General features: G+C 41.1%; 11 protein-coding genes and 2 riboswitches. Of the genes, 7 read left to right on the forward strand and 4 right to left on the reverse strand.

Annotation, left to right across the window (positions count from 1 at the left end):
* Positions 1–221: 221 nt before the first annotated feature.
* The 5 genes from hrcA to T501_RS14275 all read left to right on the forward strand — a co-directional run bounded on the left by hrcA (position 222) and on the right by T501_RS14275 (position 6,295).
* Positions 222–1,253 carry a heat-inducible transcriptional repressor HrcA gene (gene hrcA, locus T501_RS14255; RefSeq protein WP_044915075.1) on the forward strand — a complete coding sequence of 344 codons (1,032 nt, stop codon included), beginning with the start codon at positions 222–224 and terminating at the stop codon, positions 1,251–1,253.
* 20 nt (positions 1,254–1,273) lie between these two features.
* Positions 1,274–1,981, forward strand: a complete 708-nt coding sequence (grpE, locus tag T501_RS14260; RefSeq protein ID WP_026509599.1) for a nucleotide exchange factor GrpE — start codon at positions 1,274–1,276, stop codon at positions 1,979–1,981.
* Positions 1,982–2,121: 140 nt separating this feature from the next.
* Positions 2,122–3,999: a molecular chaperone DnaK gene (gene dnaK / locus T501_RS14265; protein ID WP_044915077.1), complete on the forward strand. Its 1,878-nt coding sequence runs from the start codon at positions 2,122–2,124 to the stop codon at positions 3,997–3,999.
* 206 nt (positions 4,000–4,205) lie between these two features.
* Positions 4,206–4,289: riboswitch (ZMP/ZTP riboswitch) on the forward strand.
* A 69-nt stretch (positions 4,290–4,358) separates the two neighbouring features.
* Positions 4,359–5,069 (forward strand): IMP cyclohydrolase, encoded by a 711-nt coding sequence (locus tag T501_RS14270; RefSeq protein ID WP_242845536.1) that lies wholly within the window; start codon positions 4,359–4,361, stop codon positions 5,067–5,069.
* Positions 5,070–5,116: 47 nt separating this feature from the next.
* The gene (locus T501_RS14275) at positions 5,117–6,295 is read left to right on the forward strand and encodes a phosphoribosylaminoimidazolecarboxamide formyltransferase (protein WP_044915541.1); all 1,179 of its coding nucleotides are present in this window, start codon (positions 5,117–5,119) and stop codon (positions 6,293–6,295) included.
* 43 nt (positions 6,296–6,338) lie between these two features.
* Here the strand turns inward: T501_RS14275 and T501_RS14280 are convergent, their stop codons facing one another.
* Both T501_RS14280 and T501_RS14285 read right to left on the reverse strand, forming a co-directional pair.
* The gene (locus tag T501_RS14280) at positions 6,339–8,009 is read right to left on the reverse strand and encodes a GGDEF domain-containing protein (RefSeq protein WP_044915542.1); all 1,671 of its coding nucleotides are present in this window, start codon (positions 8,007–8,009) and stop codon (positions 6,339–6,341) included.
* Positions 8,002–9,711, reverse strand: coding sequence for a GGDEF domain-containing protein (locus tag T501_RS14285; RefSeq protein ID WP_044915543.1), 1,710 nt, complete (start codon positions 9,709–9,711; stop codon positions 8,002–8,004). Before T501_RS14285 ends, T501_RS14280 begins: the two co-directional genes overlap by 8 nt.
* 250 nt (positions 9,712–9,961) lie before the next feature.
* Between T501_RS14285 and T501_RS14290 the strand changes: the two genes are divergently transcribed.
* Both T501_RS14290 and addA read left to right on the forward strand, forming a co-directional pair.
* Positions 9,962–13,555 (forward strand): PD-(D/E)XK nuclease family protein, encoded by a 3,594-nt coding sequence (locus T501_RS14290; RefSeq protein WP_044915544.1) that lies wholly within the window; start codon positions 9,962–9,964, stop codon positions 13,553–13,555.
* 141 nt (positions 13,556–13,696) lie between these two features.
* Positions 13,697–17,392, forward strand: coding sequence for a helicase-exonuclease AddAB subunit AddA (gene addA, locus T501_RS14295; protein ID WP_044915545.1), 3,696 nt, complete (start codon positions 13,697–13,699; stop codon positions 17,390–17,392).
* Here the strand turns inward: addA and T501_RS14300 are convergent.
* Both T501_RS14300 and asnA read right to left on the reverse strand, forming a co-directional pair.
* Positions 17,387–18,082: an energy-coupled thiamine transporter ThiT gene (locus T501_RS14300; protein ID WP_044915546.1), complete on the reverse strand. Its 696-nt coding sequence runs from the start codon at positions 18,080–18,082 to the stop codon at positions 17,387–17,389. The two genes, addA and T501_RS14300, sit on opposite strands and share 6 nt — an antisense overlap.
* A gap of 58 nt (positions 18,083–18,140) precedes the next feature.
* Positions 18,141–18,239, reverse strand: a riboswitch (TPP riboswitch).
* A gap of 104 nt (positions 18,240–18,343) precedes the next feature.
* The gene (asnA, locus tag T501_RS14305) at positions 18,344–19,354 is read right to left on the reverse strand and encodes an aspartate--ammonia ligase (RefSeq protein ID WP_026512119.1); all 1,011 of its coding nucleotides are present in this window, start codon (positions 19,352–19,354) and stop codon (positions 18,344–18,346) included.
* Positions 19,355–19,491: the final 137 nt, after the last annotated feature.

Raw genomic sequence — 19,491 nt, forward strand, 5'->3', positions numbered from 1 at the left:
AAATTCCTTCGGATTTCCTATTGAATAAAAAGCGCTCCGCTATGGATGCGACTGGTGCGCAGATGAATTTTGCAAGCTAAAGCTTGCGCGCACCAACGTATAAAGAGTCACAAAGTGACTCTTTGTTCTTGACATACCTAATTTATAGTGGTAACTTATTCTCAGAAGATGTTAGCACTCAACCCTAATGAGTGCTAACATAAAAAGAAAGAGGTGAATGGATGCAACTGGATGACAGAAAAAAGAAAATACTGCATGCAATCGTCCGTAATTACCTCGAGACCGGTGAGCCTGTAGGAAGCAGAACCATTTCTAAATATACAGACTTGAATCTTAGTTCAGCCACTATTAGGAATGAGATGGCAGATCTTGAGGAGATGGGGCTTATAGTACAGCCACATACATCTGCCGGTAGAATTCCTTCAGATCAGGGATATCGTGTTTATGTAGACGAGATGCTTGCTGAAAAGGAACAGGAAGTTGAGAACATGAAGGAGATGCTTCTTGATAAAGAAGAGAAGCTTGAGAAGCTCCTTAAGCAGGTAGCAAGGACACTTGCAATTGATACCAATTATGCTTCAATGATCTCGGCTCCGATGATCAGAAGGAATAAGCTGAAATTTGTACAGATATCAAGAGTTGATGAAGAGCATCTGCTTACAACTATTGTTATAGAAGGTAACATGATCAAGAACCGCATGGTTGAGAGCTTTCAGGAACTTTCAGAGGCAGACATTCTAAAGCTTAACATCCTGTTAAACACAAGACTTGCGGGATTGTCGGTAGAGGATATCAACCTTGGACTGATAACGGCAATGAAGCAGGAGGCCGGAATCCACAGCGATATCATAGGTAAGATAATCGATGCCGCTGCTGAGGCAATTACAGAAGATGAAGACCTGCAGATATATACAAGCGGAGCTAATAACATTTTCCGATATCCTGAGCTTGCTGATAAGGAGAAGGCCAGCGATCTTATTACCACATTTGAGGATAAGAGTGATCTTACAAGCTTTGTTGAGAGTACTCTTCAGTCCAGCACAGAAGAGACAGGAATTCAGGTTTATATAGGAAATGAATCACCCGTACAGTCCATGAAGGATTGCAGCGTCGTCACAGCGACATATGATCTGGGTGAAGGCATGCGAGGTACGGTGGGTATCATCGGACCCAAGCGAATGGATTATGACAAAGTTGTCGGAGCACTTAAAAACATGATGAGAGCTCTGGATGATTTATATAAAAAAGAATAGAACCATAAGGAGTGTTTTAAGTGAGTAAGGAAGTAGAGAAGGACGTTAACACAGAGTCCGGAAAGAAAACAGCAAAGGAGCTTCAGCAGGAAGTTGCTGAGAAGGCAAAAGAGGTTGCTGATGCAGCTAATAAAGTAGCAGAAGCCGCTGAGGAAGAAGCAGAAGCTGCTGAGGAAGAAGCAGAAGCTGCTGAGAATGAAACTGCCGGAACAAATGCTGAGAATACTGATAAAGCAGCAGAAAATGCTGAAGGCGAGAAGAAGAGCATATTCGGTAAAAAGGAAAAGAAGAACCCCTTCAAAGAGAAATTTGAAGAGATGCAGGATAAATATATGCGTCAGCTTGCGGAGTTTGAAAACTTCCGTAAGAGAACAGATAAGGAAAAGGCGCAGATGTTTGACAATGGTGCAGCTAATGTACTTGAAAAGATTCTGCCCGTTGTAGACAACTTCGAAAGGGGACTGGCTGCTGTTCCCGAAGAAGAGAAGGGTTCCGCTTTTGCTGATGGAATGAACATGATTTACAAGCAGCTCATGAAGCAGATGGAGGATCTTGGTGTAACTCCCATAGAGGCTGTCGGAAAGGAATTTGATCCTAATTTCCACAACGCAGTAATGCAGGTTGACAGCGAAGAATATGAGGAAGGATTCGTAGCCCAGGAGCTTCAGAAGGGTTATATGTATCACGACACGGTGCTCAGACACAGCATGGTAGCCGTTGCAAAATGATTGATATAGGAATTCATAGTTACAAAATGAGGAAGTAGCATGTTAATGCGGATTCCGAATAGTTGTAGGATTGCGGGAGCATATCGAAGCAATCCGTATAGCAATTGATTATGTAAATTATTCATACGGAGGAAAATAAAATGAGTAAGATCATAGGTATCGATTTAGGAACAACTAACAGCTGCGTAGCTGTTATGGAAGGTGGTAAGCCCACAGTTATAGCTAATGCAGAAGGTGCAAGAACAACACCTTCAATCGTAGCTTTTACAAAGAATGGCGAGCGTCTTGTAGGTGAGCCTGCTAAGCGTCAGGCTGTAACAAATGCTGAGAATACAATATCATCTATCAAGAGAGATATGGGTACAGATAATGGCCGTACAATTGATGGCAAGAAGTATTCACCCCAGCAGATTTCAGCTATGATTCTTCAGAAGCTGAAATCAGACGCAGAACAGTATCTCGGCGAATCAGTATCAGAGGCAGTAATCACAGTTCCTGCATATTTCAATGATGCACAGCGTCAGGCTACAAAGGATGCAGGTAAGATTGCAGGTCTTGAAGTAAAGCGTATCATCAACGAGCCTACAGCAGCAGCTCTTGCTTATGGTCTTGATAACGAGAAAGAGCAGAAGATCATGGTTTACGACCTTGGTGGTGGTACATTCGATGTATCAATCATTGAGATTGGTGATGGTGTCATCGAAGTTCTTTCTACAAACGGTGATACACATCTTGGTGGTGATGACTTCGACCAGAAGATCATCGACTGGATGGTTTCAGAATTTAAGGCTAAAGAGGGCGTAGACCTCTCAGGCGATAAGATGGCTATGCAGAGACTTAAGGAAGCTGCAGAGAAGGCTAAGAAAGAGCTTTCTGCTTCAACAACAACAAACATCAACCTTCCTTTCATCACTGCTACAGCAGAAGGTCCTAAGCATTTTGATATGGATCTTACAAGAGCTAAGTTTGAAGAACTTATCCATGATCTTGTAGAGAGAAGTGCTATCCCTGTTCAGAACGCTATGAAGGATGCTGGTCTTAATTATTCAGACCTTGGCAAGGTCCTTCTTGTTGGTGGTTCAACACGTGTTCCCTGTGTTGTTGAGAAGGTTAAACAGCTTACAGGACATGAGCCTTCAAAGAACCTCAACCCTGATGAGTGCGTAGCTATAGGTGCAGGTATCCAGGGTGGTAAGCTTGCAGGTGATGAGGGTGCAGGCGATATCCTTCTTCTTGATGTAACACCTCTTTCACTTTCAATCGAGACCATGGGTGGTGTAGCTACAAGACTTATCGAGCGTAACACAACAATTCCTACAAAGAAGAGCCAGGTATTCTCAACAGCAGCTGATAACCAGACAGCAGTTGATATCAACGTTCTTCAGGGTGAGAGACAGTTCGCTAAGGATAATAAGTCACTTGGACAGTTCCGTCTTGATGGAATACCTCCGGCAATGAGAGGAATCCCTCAGATCGAGGTTACATTCGATATTGATGCAAACGGTATCGTTAACGTATCAGCTAAGGATCTTGGAACAGGTAAGGAGCAGCACATCACAATTACTGCAGGTTCCAACATGTCTGACGAGGATATCGATAAGGCTATCAAGGAAGCTCAGGAGTATGAGGCTCAGGATAAGAAGCGTAAGGAAGGCATTGATGCCCGCAACGAAGCTGACTCATTCGTATTCCAGACAGAGAAGGCTATTCAGGAAGTAGGCGATAAGATCGATCCTTCTCAGAAACAGACAGTAGAAGCTGATCTTAAGGCTCTTAAGGATACACTTGAGCAGACTAAGGATCGTGAGCTTACTGACAGCGAGATCGATACAATCAAGAGCCAGAAGGAAAAGCTCATGACAGATGCACAGGCACTGTTCGCAAAGGTTTATGAGAGCGCACAGGGTGCAGCTGGTCAGCAGGCAGGCCCCGACATGAACATGGGCGGAGCAGGTGCTCAGAGCACAGACGCAGGCTCAAACGATGATGTAGTAGACGGTGACTACAGAGAAGTATAATCGTTACTGTTCAGACAGCTCTGCGCACTTGCTGCGCTGAGCGTGAGAATGTTCTACGTCTTGAATATAGGATTTGCCCCTTTGCCGAAGGCAACTGGAATGGGCAAATCCAGTTGCTGTGAGCACCGTAAGGTGTGAACAGTAACTGACAGATGAAATTTGTTAAAAAACACTAATTGAAATTCTGAAAGTTTTAGTTTAAAGTATTGTTGTTGCATGACTGGCGGATAAGTGGGTTACCACGAGGAAGTGCAGCTTATATTGATTTGTCGACCGCCTGGGCAGCCGTTTAGATAATGGTATGTCCAGGCGGTTTTTGCATATTTACAATCTAAACGTCGATGATGAAAGGAGTCAAAATGGTAAATTTAAAGAATGAACTTAGTTCAAATGCTTATCCGGGAAGAGGAATTGTTATCGGAACAAGCGCAGACGGAAAGTATGCGGTAACAGCATATTTCATCATGGGAAGAAGTGAGAACAGCAGAAACAGAGTTTTTGTTACAGAGGGCGAAGGCATCCGCACAGAGGCATTTGATCCCGCAAAGCTTGAAGATCCTAGCCTTATAATATATGCACCTGTTCGGGTAAGAGGTGAGTATACAATAGTTACAAATGGTGACCAGACAGATACTATCTATGATCTTATGGAAGCAGGACAGTCTTTTGAGGAATCTTTAAGAACAAGAGAGTTTGAGCCTGATGCACCTAATTATACCCCCAGAATTTCAGGACTTATGCATATCGATGATGGAAAATATGACATCTCAATGTCAATCCTTAAGAGTGATCATAATGATCCTTCAACATGCCTCAGATTTACATATACTTATGAGAATCCTAAGGCAGGAAAAGGCTATTTTATCCACACATACATGGGTGATGGCAATCCGCTTCCCAGCTATGAGGGAGAGCCTACAGAGGTTGAAATCTCAGGAAATATCGATGAGTTTACAAACATGATCTGGGAAAACTTAAACGCAGACAACAAGGTATCACTTTTTACACGTTTCATCGATATTGAGACAGGAAAATATGAGACACGTATTGTGAACAAGAACGTTAAATAATTTAAGATAATTTTGAAAAAACCTATGAAGGTTAAGGAGAGAATATAATGAAAGAATTAGCACTTAAATATGGATGCAATCCTAATCAGAAGCCCTCAAGAGTATTCATGGAAGATGGCTCAGATTTACCTATAGAGGTTTTAAACGGAAAGCCGGGATATATCAACCTTCTTGATGCTTTCAACGGCTGGCAGCTTGTATCAGAATTAAAGGCTGCTACCGGAATGCCTGCTGCTACATCTTTTAAGCATGTTTCACCTGCAGGTGCAGCTATAGGTCTTCCGCTTACAGACATTGAAAAGAAGATCTATTGGGTTGAGGATCTTGGAGATCTTTCACCTATGGCAAGTGCTTACGCAAGGGCAAGAGGCGCTGACAGAATGTCATCCTTTGGTGATTTTATCTCACTTTCAGACAACTGTGATGAGGATACAGCGCGTCTTATTAAGAGAGAGGTTTCAGACGGAATCATCGCTCCTGATTACACAGATGAGGCACTTGAAATCCTTAAGGCAAAGAAGAACGGTAACTATGCCGTAATAAAGATTGATCCTTCCTACAAGCCTGCAGCTCTTGAGAAAAAGCAGGTGTTCGGAATTACATTCGAGCAGGGACATAACGATATTGTTATCGATGACAACATGCTTCAGAACATTGTTACAAACAACAAGGATCTTCCTGATGCTGCAAAGAAGGATCTTCTGATCTCACTTATTACTTTGAAATATACTCAGTCAAACTCTGTATGCTATGTTAAGGGTGGACAGGCAATCGGAATAGGTGCAGGCCAGCAGTCAAGAATTCATTGCACAAGACTTGCAGGTTCTAAGGCTGACAACTGGTTCCTCAGACAGTCACCCCAGGTATTGGAGCTTCCTTTCCTTGATAATATCCGCCGCGCAGACAGAGACAATGCAATCGACCTTTATATCGGTGTTGATTACATGGATGTGCTTGCTGATGGAAAGTGGCAGAACCTTTTCAAGGTTAAGCCTGAAGTATTCACAGATGCTGACAAGAGAGCATGGCTTGATAAGAATACAGATGTTGCCCTTGGTTCAGATGCATTCTTCCCCTTCGGCGATAACATCGAAAGAGCTGCCAAGAGTGGTGTAAAATATGTAGCACAGCCTGGTGGTTCTGTAAGAGATGATAATGTAATTCAGGCTGCTAATGACCACGATATGGTTATGGCATTTACAGGAATGAGATTCTTCCATCATTAATACGAATAATTATTAAGCAACGAGACTGCCGCAAAAAACACGATTACTTCCCTTTGATGAAAGCTTTGTTTTTGTACATTCTCTCATCTGCAAGAAAAAAGATATCATTCCAACTATTGCCATCGGTTTCATGCCTGTATGCATAGCCAAAAGCTGCGCTTCGATTAAGCTCAGGGTCCTCCCGGTTAAGTTTATCAAGTGCAGCTTTTATTTCCTCTATCACTATTTCTGCTTGTTCGAGATTATTCCCACTAAGAACAGCAATAAATTCATCACCGCCGCATCTTGCAATAAATCCCCTGTTCGCAACACATTCTTCTAAAACGCCGGCAAATTCCCTTATGTATTTATCTCCCATAAGATGCCCCTGGATATCATTAATAGTCTTAAGCCCATTTAGGTCAATGCTGATAACACAAAAATCAATATTCTTTTTGATGATATCAGCTATGTATTTATCAAGTCTTGCTCTGTTAGGGATATCTGTAAGGCCATCTGCATAGGCATAGTGTGTAAGGGACTGGTACTCTTTTTTTCTGGCAATAGATGCGGAAATATAGATATAGTAATTGACCAGGGTTGCAAAGACCATGCAAAGTGCTCCAAGAGGAACTATCTTCTTGGAGAGCATGATCTGCTCCATTATTCCGGCCACCTCAAGGTAATAGAAAAATACATTTATAATAAAGGTGGCTCCCAAAATGGCCTGCCCCACAAGCTGTACTCTCTGTGACGGAGGGATACTCCTGTTCTTGGCATCTCCAAAAAGCATTACGAACATAAAAATGATCAATGTAAGTGCATTTAACTGATACAGCCACAGAAGCTGATTAATATGCATTTGTCCTGTGTAATGAAGGATAATAGGAAGAAATGACAACAAGGTTCCTATAGTAGCGAAAACCAGAAAACTCTTTTTCTTTAGATAGTTTCTCATGCTGCCCATGACCATGTACATGAGTGGCACTATAAGATAAAGAGAAATATATTCAGCCTCTGATTGCCGATTTCCTATTTCTATAAAAAGATCAAGAAGCTTGAACTGAGTAAGGAACCATACTCCCAGATCAATGAATAAAAGTGCCGAAAACATCTGCATTCTGATCTCCGGAAAGTTGCTCTCAAAGCCAAGAGCAATTAAGAAAAACATAAAGCCAAAGATTATCAGAAAGGCAGAAATTGTGAATATGAACATATTGTTATAGATGCCAAACCTAAAAAGATCAGTATATTCTCCAAAAATCGGAGCATCATAGAAATTATAGGCACCATCTTCACCCACAAACAGTTCTATGGTAATTTCGTGTTTCCCTGACTTTTTTGGAAGGATAACAAAATTCCTTTCACTGCCGACAAACTCATTTTTTTCAAAATTATCCAGGAACTTATGCTCTATTTCCAGTTCGTCTATACTGACTATATAGGCGCTGAAATTGGGTTCTATCATTAGGGCAGGATCAGATAACCCTGTGAAATCAACATCTGGCTTGGTCAGTATAACCCGGTCGCCTCTAAATGTTCCGTTACCAATAAGCCTTCTAAGATCAGAAAGCTTTACATTGTCATACTCAGTTTGATTATAGCGAACATACCATCCATTCCGTAAAACTTCTACTCTGTCAGCTCCTTCAGGTTTTAGAATGGCTTGCGCTGCCATGAGCATCAGAATAAATGCTATAAAGGCTATAAATGAATAAAGGGCCTTCTTAAGCATGATGGGTCTCCTTCATTTTGTACATTCTGCTATCAGCCAGATAATACGCAAACTTGAAATCATCTTCCTCTATCTCGTTGCTATATGCATGCCCCGCAGAAAAAGATACAGAAAACATCTCATTTTTTCCTTCATTCTCGTTGTACTCATCTACCAGGAGCTGCAGATAATCTATGCATGTTTGACATACTCCCTCTTTAGGTTTTTCGTAGATAACCATAAATTCATCGCCGCCCGTTCTTCCGATAAGGTCCGCATCCGCAAAAGCTTTTTTCAAAAGTACTGCAAACGCTTTTATCATTTTGTCACCCTCAAGGTGGCCATAAGCATCATTTACCTTTTTTAACCTGTCAAGATCCAAAATGACCACAGCATAGGGCTTATTTATCGCATAGGAATACTGAGTGCATTTTGCTCTGTTCATAAGCCCTGTAAGTGCATCTGTAAATGCAAGTCCTTCCAATTCCTCTTTTACCCTGCTGGCATTCATTTGTTCAATGCTGCTTAAGAAATAATAGACAAAAAGACATATCATAAAGTCCAAAAGTCCAAAATCCAGCAAATGTATCCTGGAGTAGAAATTCGATCCGATATCGGTATTGTTTCTTGTAAAGTTGAATTTTACTATCTCCAGGAATAAAAATACCTGTAGGAGTATATAACCCAGAACAAGGTAATTATCCGCTGAAAATCCAATATAAACATCCGACTCTTTATGCCTTTTATACTCCTTTCCGAGGCCCTCTATAAGAGAAGGAAGGAATATGACATTTTCAACCGCAAGTATAATTTGAAAAAAGGTCACAAAATGAGTGAAATTGATAAGTCCGGAATAATGGCATATGGAAAAAATAACAGGAAAGGAAACATTAACTATAGCAAGAACTTTCTGTATGTTTTTTGCAATATTGGGATGCGTAGAATGCAAAAGGATAAGAACAGCAAGAGGTAAAAGATACAAAGAAAGATATTCAAGGTCAGAGAAAAGTCTCTCTTTATCACTTACAAAGAACAAAATATCGTTATAGGTAAAGGTATAAGTTCCCAAAAGAAGGGATAACATTGCGCTAAGAAATACAGATGGAAAGAATTTGCCGCAAAAAAGCATGTACAGACCAAGTGCCGATAAAACAAAAGCATATATGTAGAAAAAGCCCCCCACAAACATCGAAAGCCTACTGTTTTGAAAGAAATATGTTATCAATTCTTTTGTTGTTCCAAAACGAACGGGGAAAAAGTTCTTTACCTCATGATCTTCAGTTATCAGAAAAGTAATAGTCAGTTCATGCTCAGTTGAGCATTCACCAAGAGAAACCATATTGTATTTTTTTTCTATATACGTCCCGCGTTCATACCCGGACCGGCCATAGGAGTAGATAAGCTCACCATCTTTATAAACATCAACTACGCAAAATCTGCTTTTAAACATAATAGCAGGGGACTTGAGTTCGGTAGGTGGGATAGTCCTGGTAAAAGAAACAGTGTCGCCCTTTACGGAATCAGTTATGTCAAAGTCAACAAGGGTCACGTTCTCATATTTCTTTTCTCCATACTGAACAGACCACCCTGAATCAAGCTGGTAAAAATGACTTGAAGGTCTTATTGTAAAAAGATCACTTTCAAGTGCCAAGAGAGCTATGATAGAAAAAATCAACAGCACCGAAAGGATTAGGATATCTCTTACCTTTGATTGATTATTCATGGCCTCTGCCCAAACGTATTTACGTGTGTCTATTATATTATAAAACAATAGATTGTCTTATGGTATTAAAAAGACTATAAACTTTAAGACCTTTCATTGTTTTAGGCATTTCGAAGCAACTGAAATTTCTTTATGTGAAAGATACTATATCTTGAAAACTGTGAATAGTAACGTGAGATATTTTGCTGTCCTAGATTTAGGACACCTAAGAGAGTATACTAAAAATGATTAAATTACGGAGGAAACAACTATGCTGCGTTTTGTTTTTGGACCATCGGGATCAGGTAAAAGTTATCAGATAAGACAGGAGATAATAGAAAGAAGTATAAATGAGCCGGAGAGGAATTTTCTGCTTGTTGTGCCTGATCAGTTTACCATGCAGACACAGCTTGATATTGTAAAACAGCACCCCAGGCATGGCATTATGAATATTGATGCCATAAGTTTTTCGCGCCTTGCTCATCGTATCTTCGAGGAAGTGGGAGAAGAGCACGATAAGGTTTTGGACGATATGGGTAAGAGCCTTGTGCTTCGCCATGTTGCCGAGGAAAATAAGGAGAAGCTCCCTGTAATTGGCGGAAGTATGCACAAAATGGGCTACATTGATGAGGTTAAGTCCACAATTTCTGAATTCATGCAGTATAGCATTGAGCCTGACATGATGGACGAGATCATAGATGCCTGCGGGAATAAGGGTGCGCTTAAGTCTAAGCTGAGGGATCTTCAGCTTCTTTATTCAGAGTTTAAAAAATATATTAAAGGGAATTATATCGCGCAGGAGGAACTGATGGAGGTTCTGTGCAGAGCGGTTCCCTCTTCAAAACTGATTGCGGACAGTGTTATTGCTTTTGATGGCTTTACGGGCTTTACTCCTGTACAGTATAAGGTCATTAAAGAGCTTCTTAAGTCTGCATCTGAGGTCATTTTTACCTGTACCATAGGACAGGGTGAGGATCCATTTGCTTATGATAAAAGTGCGGAGCAGGATCTTTTTCTACTCACTAGGAAAACTGTTCATGATCTTCTTTGCATTGAATACGAAAATGAAAAAAGTGTTGATCCTGCAATGGTGCCGGATTTTGACAGGTGGGCAGAGTATTACAGCAATAATCATGCAAAAGTGCTGATAAATGGAGAATTTGGAAGGCATGCCGCTAATCCTGAGCTGGCGTTTTTGGAAAAACATCTTTTCAGATATGGGAATGAGAAATATTCAGCCGGTAAAGATAATGGCGGTGAAACAAAGGAAGCATGTGAGAGAATAAGGATTCTGGAAGCCGATAATGTCACAGAGGAAGTGCAGTTTGTATTTTCAAAAATCCGCAGTCTTATCCGTAAAAATGAAGGGACGTTATACAGGGATTTTGCTATAGTCTGCGGAAGCCTGGACAGGTATGCTGCTGCAGTTACGACTGAGGCGGAAAAATATGATATACCGGTTTATCTTGATCAGAATGGAAAAATAAAGCTTAATCCACTGATAGAAGCCATAAGAAGTGCGCTTCTTGTGGTGACAACACGTTATAGTTATGAAGCTGTTTTCCATTATCTAAGAAGCGGACTTGCACCGCTATCCGGAGAGGAAGCAGATAAGCTGGAGAACTATGTGAGAGCACTCGGTATCCGCGGAAGGAAGGGCTGGGAGAGTGCCTTTAGTATGATTCCCTCAAAAATAATGAGGAAACCTGAAGTGTCCGGATTAAAGGACAGCGAGAATGTTATATTTGAAGAGCAGAAAAAACAGTACCTTGATGAAATAAATGGACTCAGAGAAAAGACTGTAAACTCGCTTGCTCCGCTATTTGAGGCAGAGGGAGGAACAGTGCTGGATTATTCCAAAGCTCTTTATGGTTTCCTTGTCGGAATAAATGCTCAGGATAAGATAACTGAGTTTGAGAAGATATTTAAGGAGCAGAGTGACGCAATAAGGGCCAAGGAATATGATGTCATTTTCCGCAGGGTCATATCACTTTTGGAGCAGGTTACTGCCCTTATGGGTGATGAGAAGCTGACCTGGAAGGAATATGCAGAGATACTTGATGTGGGCTTTGGCGATATCGAGATTGGTACAATACCTCAGAGCGTAGACCGCATTGTGGTCGGAGATATCGAGAGAACGAGACTTACAGAGGTAAAGACGCTCTTCTTCCTGGGAGTAAATGATGATCTTATTCCCAAGTCCGCAGGGACAGGTGGTATCATTTCCGACATTGAGAGACAGTTTCTTTCGGATTCGCTTACGGATATAGAGCTGGCCCCCACCCCCAGACAGCAAATGTATATCCAGCGACTGTATCTTTATATGAATCTGACGAAGCCTTCGGATAAGCTCTATCTGTCTTATGCTCACATTGATAATGACGGCAAGAGTATCAGACCTGCATATCTTATCGGGAAGATAAAAGCTCTGTTCCCGGATGTTACTTATGAGCGCTATGACAGGAGCGTGCAAAGCGGCATTCTGCAAACTGAGAGAAATGCCATGGACTTTGTGGCGGCTCATATTCAGGAATATTCCAGAGGCTATATGGATGATGCGGAAGAGAGAGCATTTACGGCACTCTATCATTCACTTCGGGAATGCGGCTCAGAGGATGAACTGGGAAGACTTACTAAGATGGTTGAGGCAGCAGGCTTTGACTATGAGCACAAGGCGCTTTCTGAGAGTATAGCGGCTCTTTTGTACAGTAACTATCTGAGAAATTCGGTATCGAGACTTGAGAAATATGCTCAATGCTCCTATGCTCATTTCCTTCAGTATGGACTAAAGCTGGATGAGAGAGAGGAGTTTTCTTTTGATTCCTCCGATCTTGGTACTGTTTTTCACGGCGCTTTGGAGGTCTTCTCCAAAAAGCTTAAAGAGGAGAATCTTACCTGGAATGACTTTGACAGGGAGCAGGGTGAGAGACTTTTAGATGAAGCACTGAAGGATTTTACGACAGGTTATAACGGCAATATATTAGAGAGCAGTAAGCGCAATGAATTCCTGATGCAGAGGATAAAGAGGATACTTCTGAGAAGTATTGATACTCTGCAGTATCAGTTGAATAAGGGATATTTCACACCTAAGAGCATGGAGACCTCTTTTGATGAAGCAGGTGAGATCGATGCCATAAATATTAGTCTTACAGAGGATGAAAAGGGAAGAATACTCCAGAAGATGAGGCTCACAGGCCGTATAGACAGGATTGATACCTACGAGGATGCGGATCATGTCTACCTGAAGGTAATAGATTTTAAATCCGGCAATAAGAAATTTGACCTTTGCGCATTATATTATGGTCTGCAGCTTCAGCTTGTCATGTACATGAATGTAGCAAGAGGAATGGCAGAGGCAGAGAGCGCCGGGAAGGAGATAGTTCCTGCGGCAGTCCTGTACTACCATCTGACTGATCCGGTTCTTGATGGAGATGATGTGGAAAAAGATAATACGGATGAGGATATAAATGCAAGAATACGCAAAGCTTTGTGTATGCGAGGTCTTGTGCAGGAGGATCGGCATATTGTTGATCTTATCGACAAGGAGGCCGGTGAGGCATCAGACGTAATATCTGTGGCATTTAAGAAGGATGGTGCTTTTAAGAGTGCTTCGGATGTAATGCCTGCTGAAGACTTTGAAGAAGTATCGAATTACGTTACAAAGCTCATTAAGAGAAGCGGACAGAAGATAATGAAGGGAGACATTGAGGTTAACCCCTATGAAATGAAGGAAAGGACAGCTTGTGAATTCTGCAGGTTTAAATCAATCTGCGGCTATGATGAGTCTGTTCCGGGATATTCAAAGAGGAAGCTTCCGGCCATGAAGGATGATGAGATTTTAAGTCTTATAAAGCAGGATAATTAAAGCGGAATTTTGCGGCGATTGAAGATGGCTACAGCGATTGAAGATTGCTATGGCGATTGAAGATGGCTACGTATATTGAGAATCAAACAAGTAATTAGACAAATTGTCATCCGGACAAAACACTAAGATGAGGATATAAAGATGGGTTTTACCACTGAACAACAATCAGTAATAGATGCAAGGAATTCAAATGTATTGGTATCTGCGGCAGCCGGCTCAGGAAAGACCACAGTACTGGTTGAGCGCATAATTCAGCGTATCACCGGGGATAATCCTATAGATATAGACAAGCTTCTTGTGGTTACCTTTACGAAGGCAGCAGCAGCGCAGATGAAGGAGAAGATTCTGCAGGCAATACAGAAAAAGCTGGCAGAGGATCCGACTAATACACATCTCCAAAGGCAGGAGACTCTTGTTCATGGTGCGCAGATAACCACCATAGATTCTTTTTGCCAATATATTATTAAGAATAATTTTAATGACATAGACCTTGACCCTTCCTACAGAGTTGGAGATGAGGGAGAGATGAGGCTTCTTAAGGCGGATGTGCTCGAAGAACTTCTGGAAGAAAAATATGAAGAGGGTGATCCGGATTTTACTAATTGTATGGAGTATTTCGCTACAGGCAGCAGCGACAGAGATGTGGAGGAATATATCTTAAAGCTTTATGGATACGCCATGAGTATGCCATTTCCTGAGGAATGGCTTTCACAGCGTGCTGACGATTATCTTATAGATGCTGAGAGCTTTGAGGAGGCAGAATTTGTCAGGAAGGCAAAGGAACAGTTTGCAAATGCCATCGAAGAATGTGTGGAATACACTTCCAAATCCCTTGCAATCGCTAATGAACCCGATGGCCCGTATTTTTATGGGGATTTGCTTGAGGAAGAACTGGATCAGATACAGGGGCTGCAGAATTATAAGGATAAGAGTTTTGATGATCTGAGAGCTGCAGTATTAGGGATTAATTTTAAAAGACTTCCAAGTAAGAAGGATGAATCTGTAAATACAGACAAGCGTGAGCTGGCAAAAGATCTAAGGGACAAGTCAAAGAAGCTTCTTGGAAAGCTTGCATCGCAATACTTTGCTGAGGATAAGAAAACTATCTGCAGTCATATGGAGCTTGCCAGCAAACCCGTGAAGACTCTGGCAGAGCTGGCCATAAGCTTCAAAGAGAAATTCGATGAAAAAAAGCGCGAGAAGGGTATCATCGATTTTGGCGATATGGAGCATCTTGCTCTTGAGATAATACTTAAAGGCGGTGCAAAACAGTATCGTGACTACTATGAAGAAGTGATGATTGATGAGTATCAGGATTCAAACATGGTTCAGGAGATACTATTATCTGCTGTTTCAGGTGAATCAGATGGCATCTATAACAGATTCATGGTGGGAGATGTAAAGCAGAGTATCTATAAATTCAGACTGGCAAGACCTGATATTTTCATGAAGAAAATGAAGGATTACTCCTGGAATGAGGGTGATGATAAACGAAAAATATCCCTGCATAATAATTTTAGAAGCAGAAGTGAGGTCCTTGACGGCGTAAATTACATTTTCGAACAGATAATGGGTGAGGACCTTGGAGGAGTAAGCTATAACGAGGATGCCAGACTTGTAACCGGTGGGGAGTTTCCGGAGCCAAATGAGGATCAGAAAGAAATATTTGCAACGGAATTCATGTTTGCCGATATAAAATCATCATCTTCTGATGAGGCAAAGGAAATTGAGGCAGAAATGATTGCTGCCAGGATTTCCGAGCTTATGAAGGATGGTGTGGTCACAGGTGAGGATAAGCAGCTAAGACCTGTAAGATATGGAGATATCGTCATACTCTTAAGAAGCCCTAAAGGTTCGGATGATGTATTTAAGAAGACGCTGGAGAGCAGAGGAATTCCTGCTTATGTTGAGTCAAGGACAGGATACTTTTCAGCCGTAGAAGTTGTGACACTTTTGAATTTTTTGCGGATACTTGATAATCCCAGACAGGATGTGGCACTTGTCAGTGTTATGCACTCAGCGATAGGGGGATTTTCCGATGATGAGCTTGCACTTATCAAAGCATATGACAGATGTGTCGAAAAGGATGCTTTTGCAGATAATAGCTTTTACGGCATCCTTAAAAGGTGTCTGGATGATTCAGAGCGGGAGCTTATAGATGACAGGCTCTGCGGCAAAATTCAAAGCTTTGTGGCATTTATTGAGGAATATAGGGTAAAGGCCGAATATCTTCCCGTAAATGAGCTTATAAGGCGTATTCTGGATGATACACATTATGGGGAATACTGCGCTTCACTTCCCGGTGGATCCAAGCGCCTTGCAAACCTTAATATGCTCTGCGAGAAGGCATCGGACTATGAAAGAACAAGCTTTAGCGGAGTATTCCATTTTGTCAGATACATAGAACAGCTTGAGAAATATGAGGTTGACTATGGCGAAGCAAATATAATGGATGAAAATGCAGATGTAGTCAGAATTATGAGTATTCATAAGAGTAAAGGACTTGAGTTCCCTATTGTATTTTTATCAGGTATGTCCAAGAAGTTTAATTATATGGATACCAATAGGTCCGTAGTCCTTGATGTGGACATGGGTATTGGCTCAAATGCAATGGATCTTGAACACAGAGTAAAATACAAAACTCTCAGAAAAAGCGTAATGAGTGACCTTATGAAGACAGATATCCTTGGGGAGGAGATGCGTATTCTTTATGTTGCCATGACAAGAGCCAAGGATAAGCTCATTATGACAGGCCAGGTTAAAGCTGACATAGGAGAGAATGTTGCAGAAAGTGAGTTTAATGGTAAGCTGCAAAAGCTGATGAGTTATAGGAACAGGGTAGCAGCCGAGTCGGAACAGCCGTATCTTTTACCGTATTATCTTAGGAATTCTGCAAGCACATATCAGGAGCTTGTGCTTATGGCATTGGCAAGACATCCACGGTTTGAAGAACTTTGCAGGCAGATGGAGGTTGACTGCAATAAGATTGAAGAATATGTGGTCCCATTCTCGTTCAGGCTTGTGTCAATGGATGAACTTACAGCCGAAAAAATAACTGATGAGGTAACTGCAAAAGTAAGACTCAATGCACTTACTTCAAATGCAGCTTCTTCCGAGAAAGAGCTTATTGAGAAATTTGAGAACAGGTTCAGTTATAAATATGCCTTTGTGGACTATGAAGATCTTTATGTAAAAACTACCGTTACAGAGCTTAAAAAGGCAAGGCTTGAGGAAAAGAATGAGCCTGCCTATGAGCTTATTCCTGAAAAAGAGATTGTTCCGGGCTTTATTGACAGCACTGAGAAAAAGGCCTACGGTGCTGCAAGAGGTACTATTTATCATAGAGTCATGGAGCTTTTATATGGCAGTGAGGATACAAATATTGATGAGGCTGTTTCAGATCTTACTTCATGGATAAAGCAAATGGAGGAAGCAGGGAAGATACCTGAGGGTGCCCATAGGAGTGTAAACAATGAGGATATTCTTGGCTTTTGTAACAGTGAAGTCGGTTCAAGGATGAAGAGAGCTATGGAGCTTGGTAAGCTGCACAGGGAGTCTCCTTTTATGATGGGGATAAACGCGGATGAAGTTAATACGAAATTTCCTGAGAGTGAGCTTGTTCTTATTCAGGGAATAATAGACGTATGGTTTGAAGAGGGCGATAATATTGTCCTTCTTGACTATAAGACAGATAAAGTAAAGACTGCAGGTGAGCTTGCAGATAAATACAGGGTTCAGCTTGACTACTATCAGAAGGCCCTTGAGAGAATTACACAAAAAAAGGTGAAGGAGAGAATTATCTACTCCTTCACCCTTGGTGAAACAATTGCTTTATGATGCGAGTTTTAATTTATCTCTGACATCATTTTCATTTGCCATATATTTGATCTTGTTAAAGGCGTTTTTAACTGCGGGTATGCTGATAAGTACGATTGTAAGGATACCCTCAGCGCCGATATAAAGACCATTATATGCAAGAGAGTAAGTGAAAGGATGCATACCATAGTCTGCAGCGTACTGACCAAAGAAGATTACGCCTGAAAGTACGGAGAATGCAAGTCTTCCAACAATACCAAGTACATAACCTTTGATCATTCCGTGCTTGGAGTTACTGAAGAATCCTGAAAGACCAAGAGCACCAAAGGCAAGTATGTAATCGCAGATAAGCTGAGGAATGCTTATAATGTAAGGACCCATGATAAGCTGCAGAAGACCGTATGCAATTCCGGATGTAAGGCCTGCTCTTGGACCATAAAGATAACCGATGAATGTGATGAAGAACATTGAGAAGAGTGTGATGGAACCACCCATAGGCATTTCGAATACCTTGATCATAGAGGTTATCATTGCAAGAGTTACTGACATTGCTGCAAATACAAGCTGCTTAACGGAGAAATGATTCTTTTTATCATTTCCGGTAAAGAAGCATGCGGCTACAAGGGCTACAATCAGTAGAAATACAAACAGACCATAACCAGCCGGTGTGATTTCGTAGGTATCTTCTACCTGTGTTAAGAAAAGTGACATAATAAAAACCTCCCTTTTTTGCATCAGGGAGGTTTTGGATTCATCAAAATCACAATGTGATATCAGATAAATGCTTCCTTACGCCAGTATTACCTGGTTCAAGTAGTGAGGGTCGATGGAAAACCATCATCTCAGCAGCGCTCCCCTAGCAAAAATAATTATAATAATATTTTAAATTTCATTCGACTTTATTTAATGCCATTTTTTAGATGTTGTCAACTTGTTTTTGAGTAAAATTAATGTCAAAACATCTTTTATAAATTACAAAAGAGGAATACCATTTTCTCTTGCATAGTCTGTATATTTTTCATCCCAAAGAGAGCATTGTACTTCGCCGATGTGTGCTTTTCTGAGGAAGAAAAGGCAGAGTCTTGACTGACCTATACCGCCACCAATGGTATAAGGAAGCTCCTTATTAAGAATGGCCTTCTGGAAAGGAAGCTCTGCTCTGTCAGTGCAGCCTGCTTTTTCAAGCTGAGTCTTAAGAGAATCCTCATCAACACGGATACCCATGGAAGATAACTCAAGAGCAATATCAAGAACAGGATAATAAACAAGAATATCACCGTTGAGTGCCCAATCATCATAGTCCGGAGCTCTACCGTCATGTCTTTCTCCTGAAGCGAGAATGTCACCGATCTGCATGATAAACACAGCACCCTTTTCCTTGGTGATCAGATACTCACGTTCCTTGGGAGATTTGCCCGGATACATATCTTCAAGCTCCTGGGAGGTTATAAAGAAAATATCATGGGGCAATATTTCTTCAATATAGTCATACTGAATAGACATATATTTTTCTGTTTTTCTAAGTACCTTATATATAGTGCGGACAGTATCCTTAAGAAAATCAAAGTTGCGGTCTTCCTTACGGATCGCTTTTTCCCAGTCCCACTGATCTACAAATACGGAGTGAATGTTATCGGGAATCTCATCTCTTCTAATAGCATTCATATCTGTATAGAGACCTTCGCCTGTTTTAAAGCCATACTTTTTAAGCGCATAACGCTTCCATTTAGCAAGAGAATGTACAATTTCCGCCTGGCGCTCATTCTCTTCACGAATATCAAAGGCAACGGGGCGTTCAACACCATTAAGATTATCATTTAATCCTGACTCAGGGGCCACGAATAAAGGCGCTGTAACACGAAGCAGGTTAAGGTTCTCGGAAAGGGTATTCTGAAAAAAGTCCTTAACTGTCTTGATTCCTACCTGCGTGTCGTGGAGATTTAATGCGGATGTATAATCCTTGGGAATAATAAGATTTTCCATAACAATGCTCCTCTCTAAAATTATATTTATGATTAAAACGCTTTTTATTTCATCACGCAAGAAAAAAATTGAATAAATTATAAATAGATTGGTTTAAATCTAAAATAAAAATTAATAAATTGCTAGTTAACCATGAT

This window comes from Butyrivibrio sp. WCE2006, from assembly GCF_000701985.1.
Classification (GTDB): Bacteria; Bacillota; Clostridia; order Lachnospirales; family Lachnospiraceae; genus Butyrivibrio.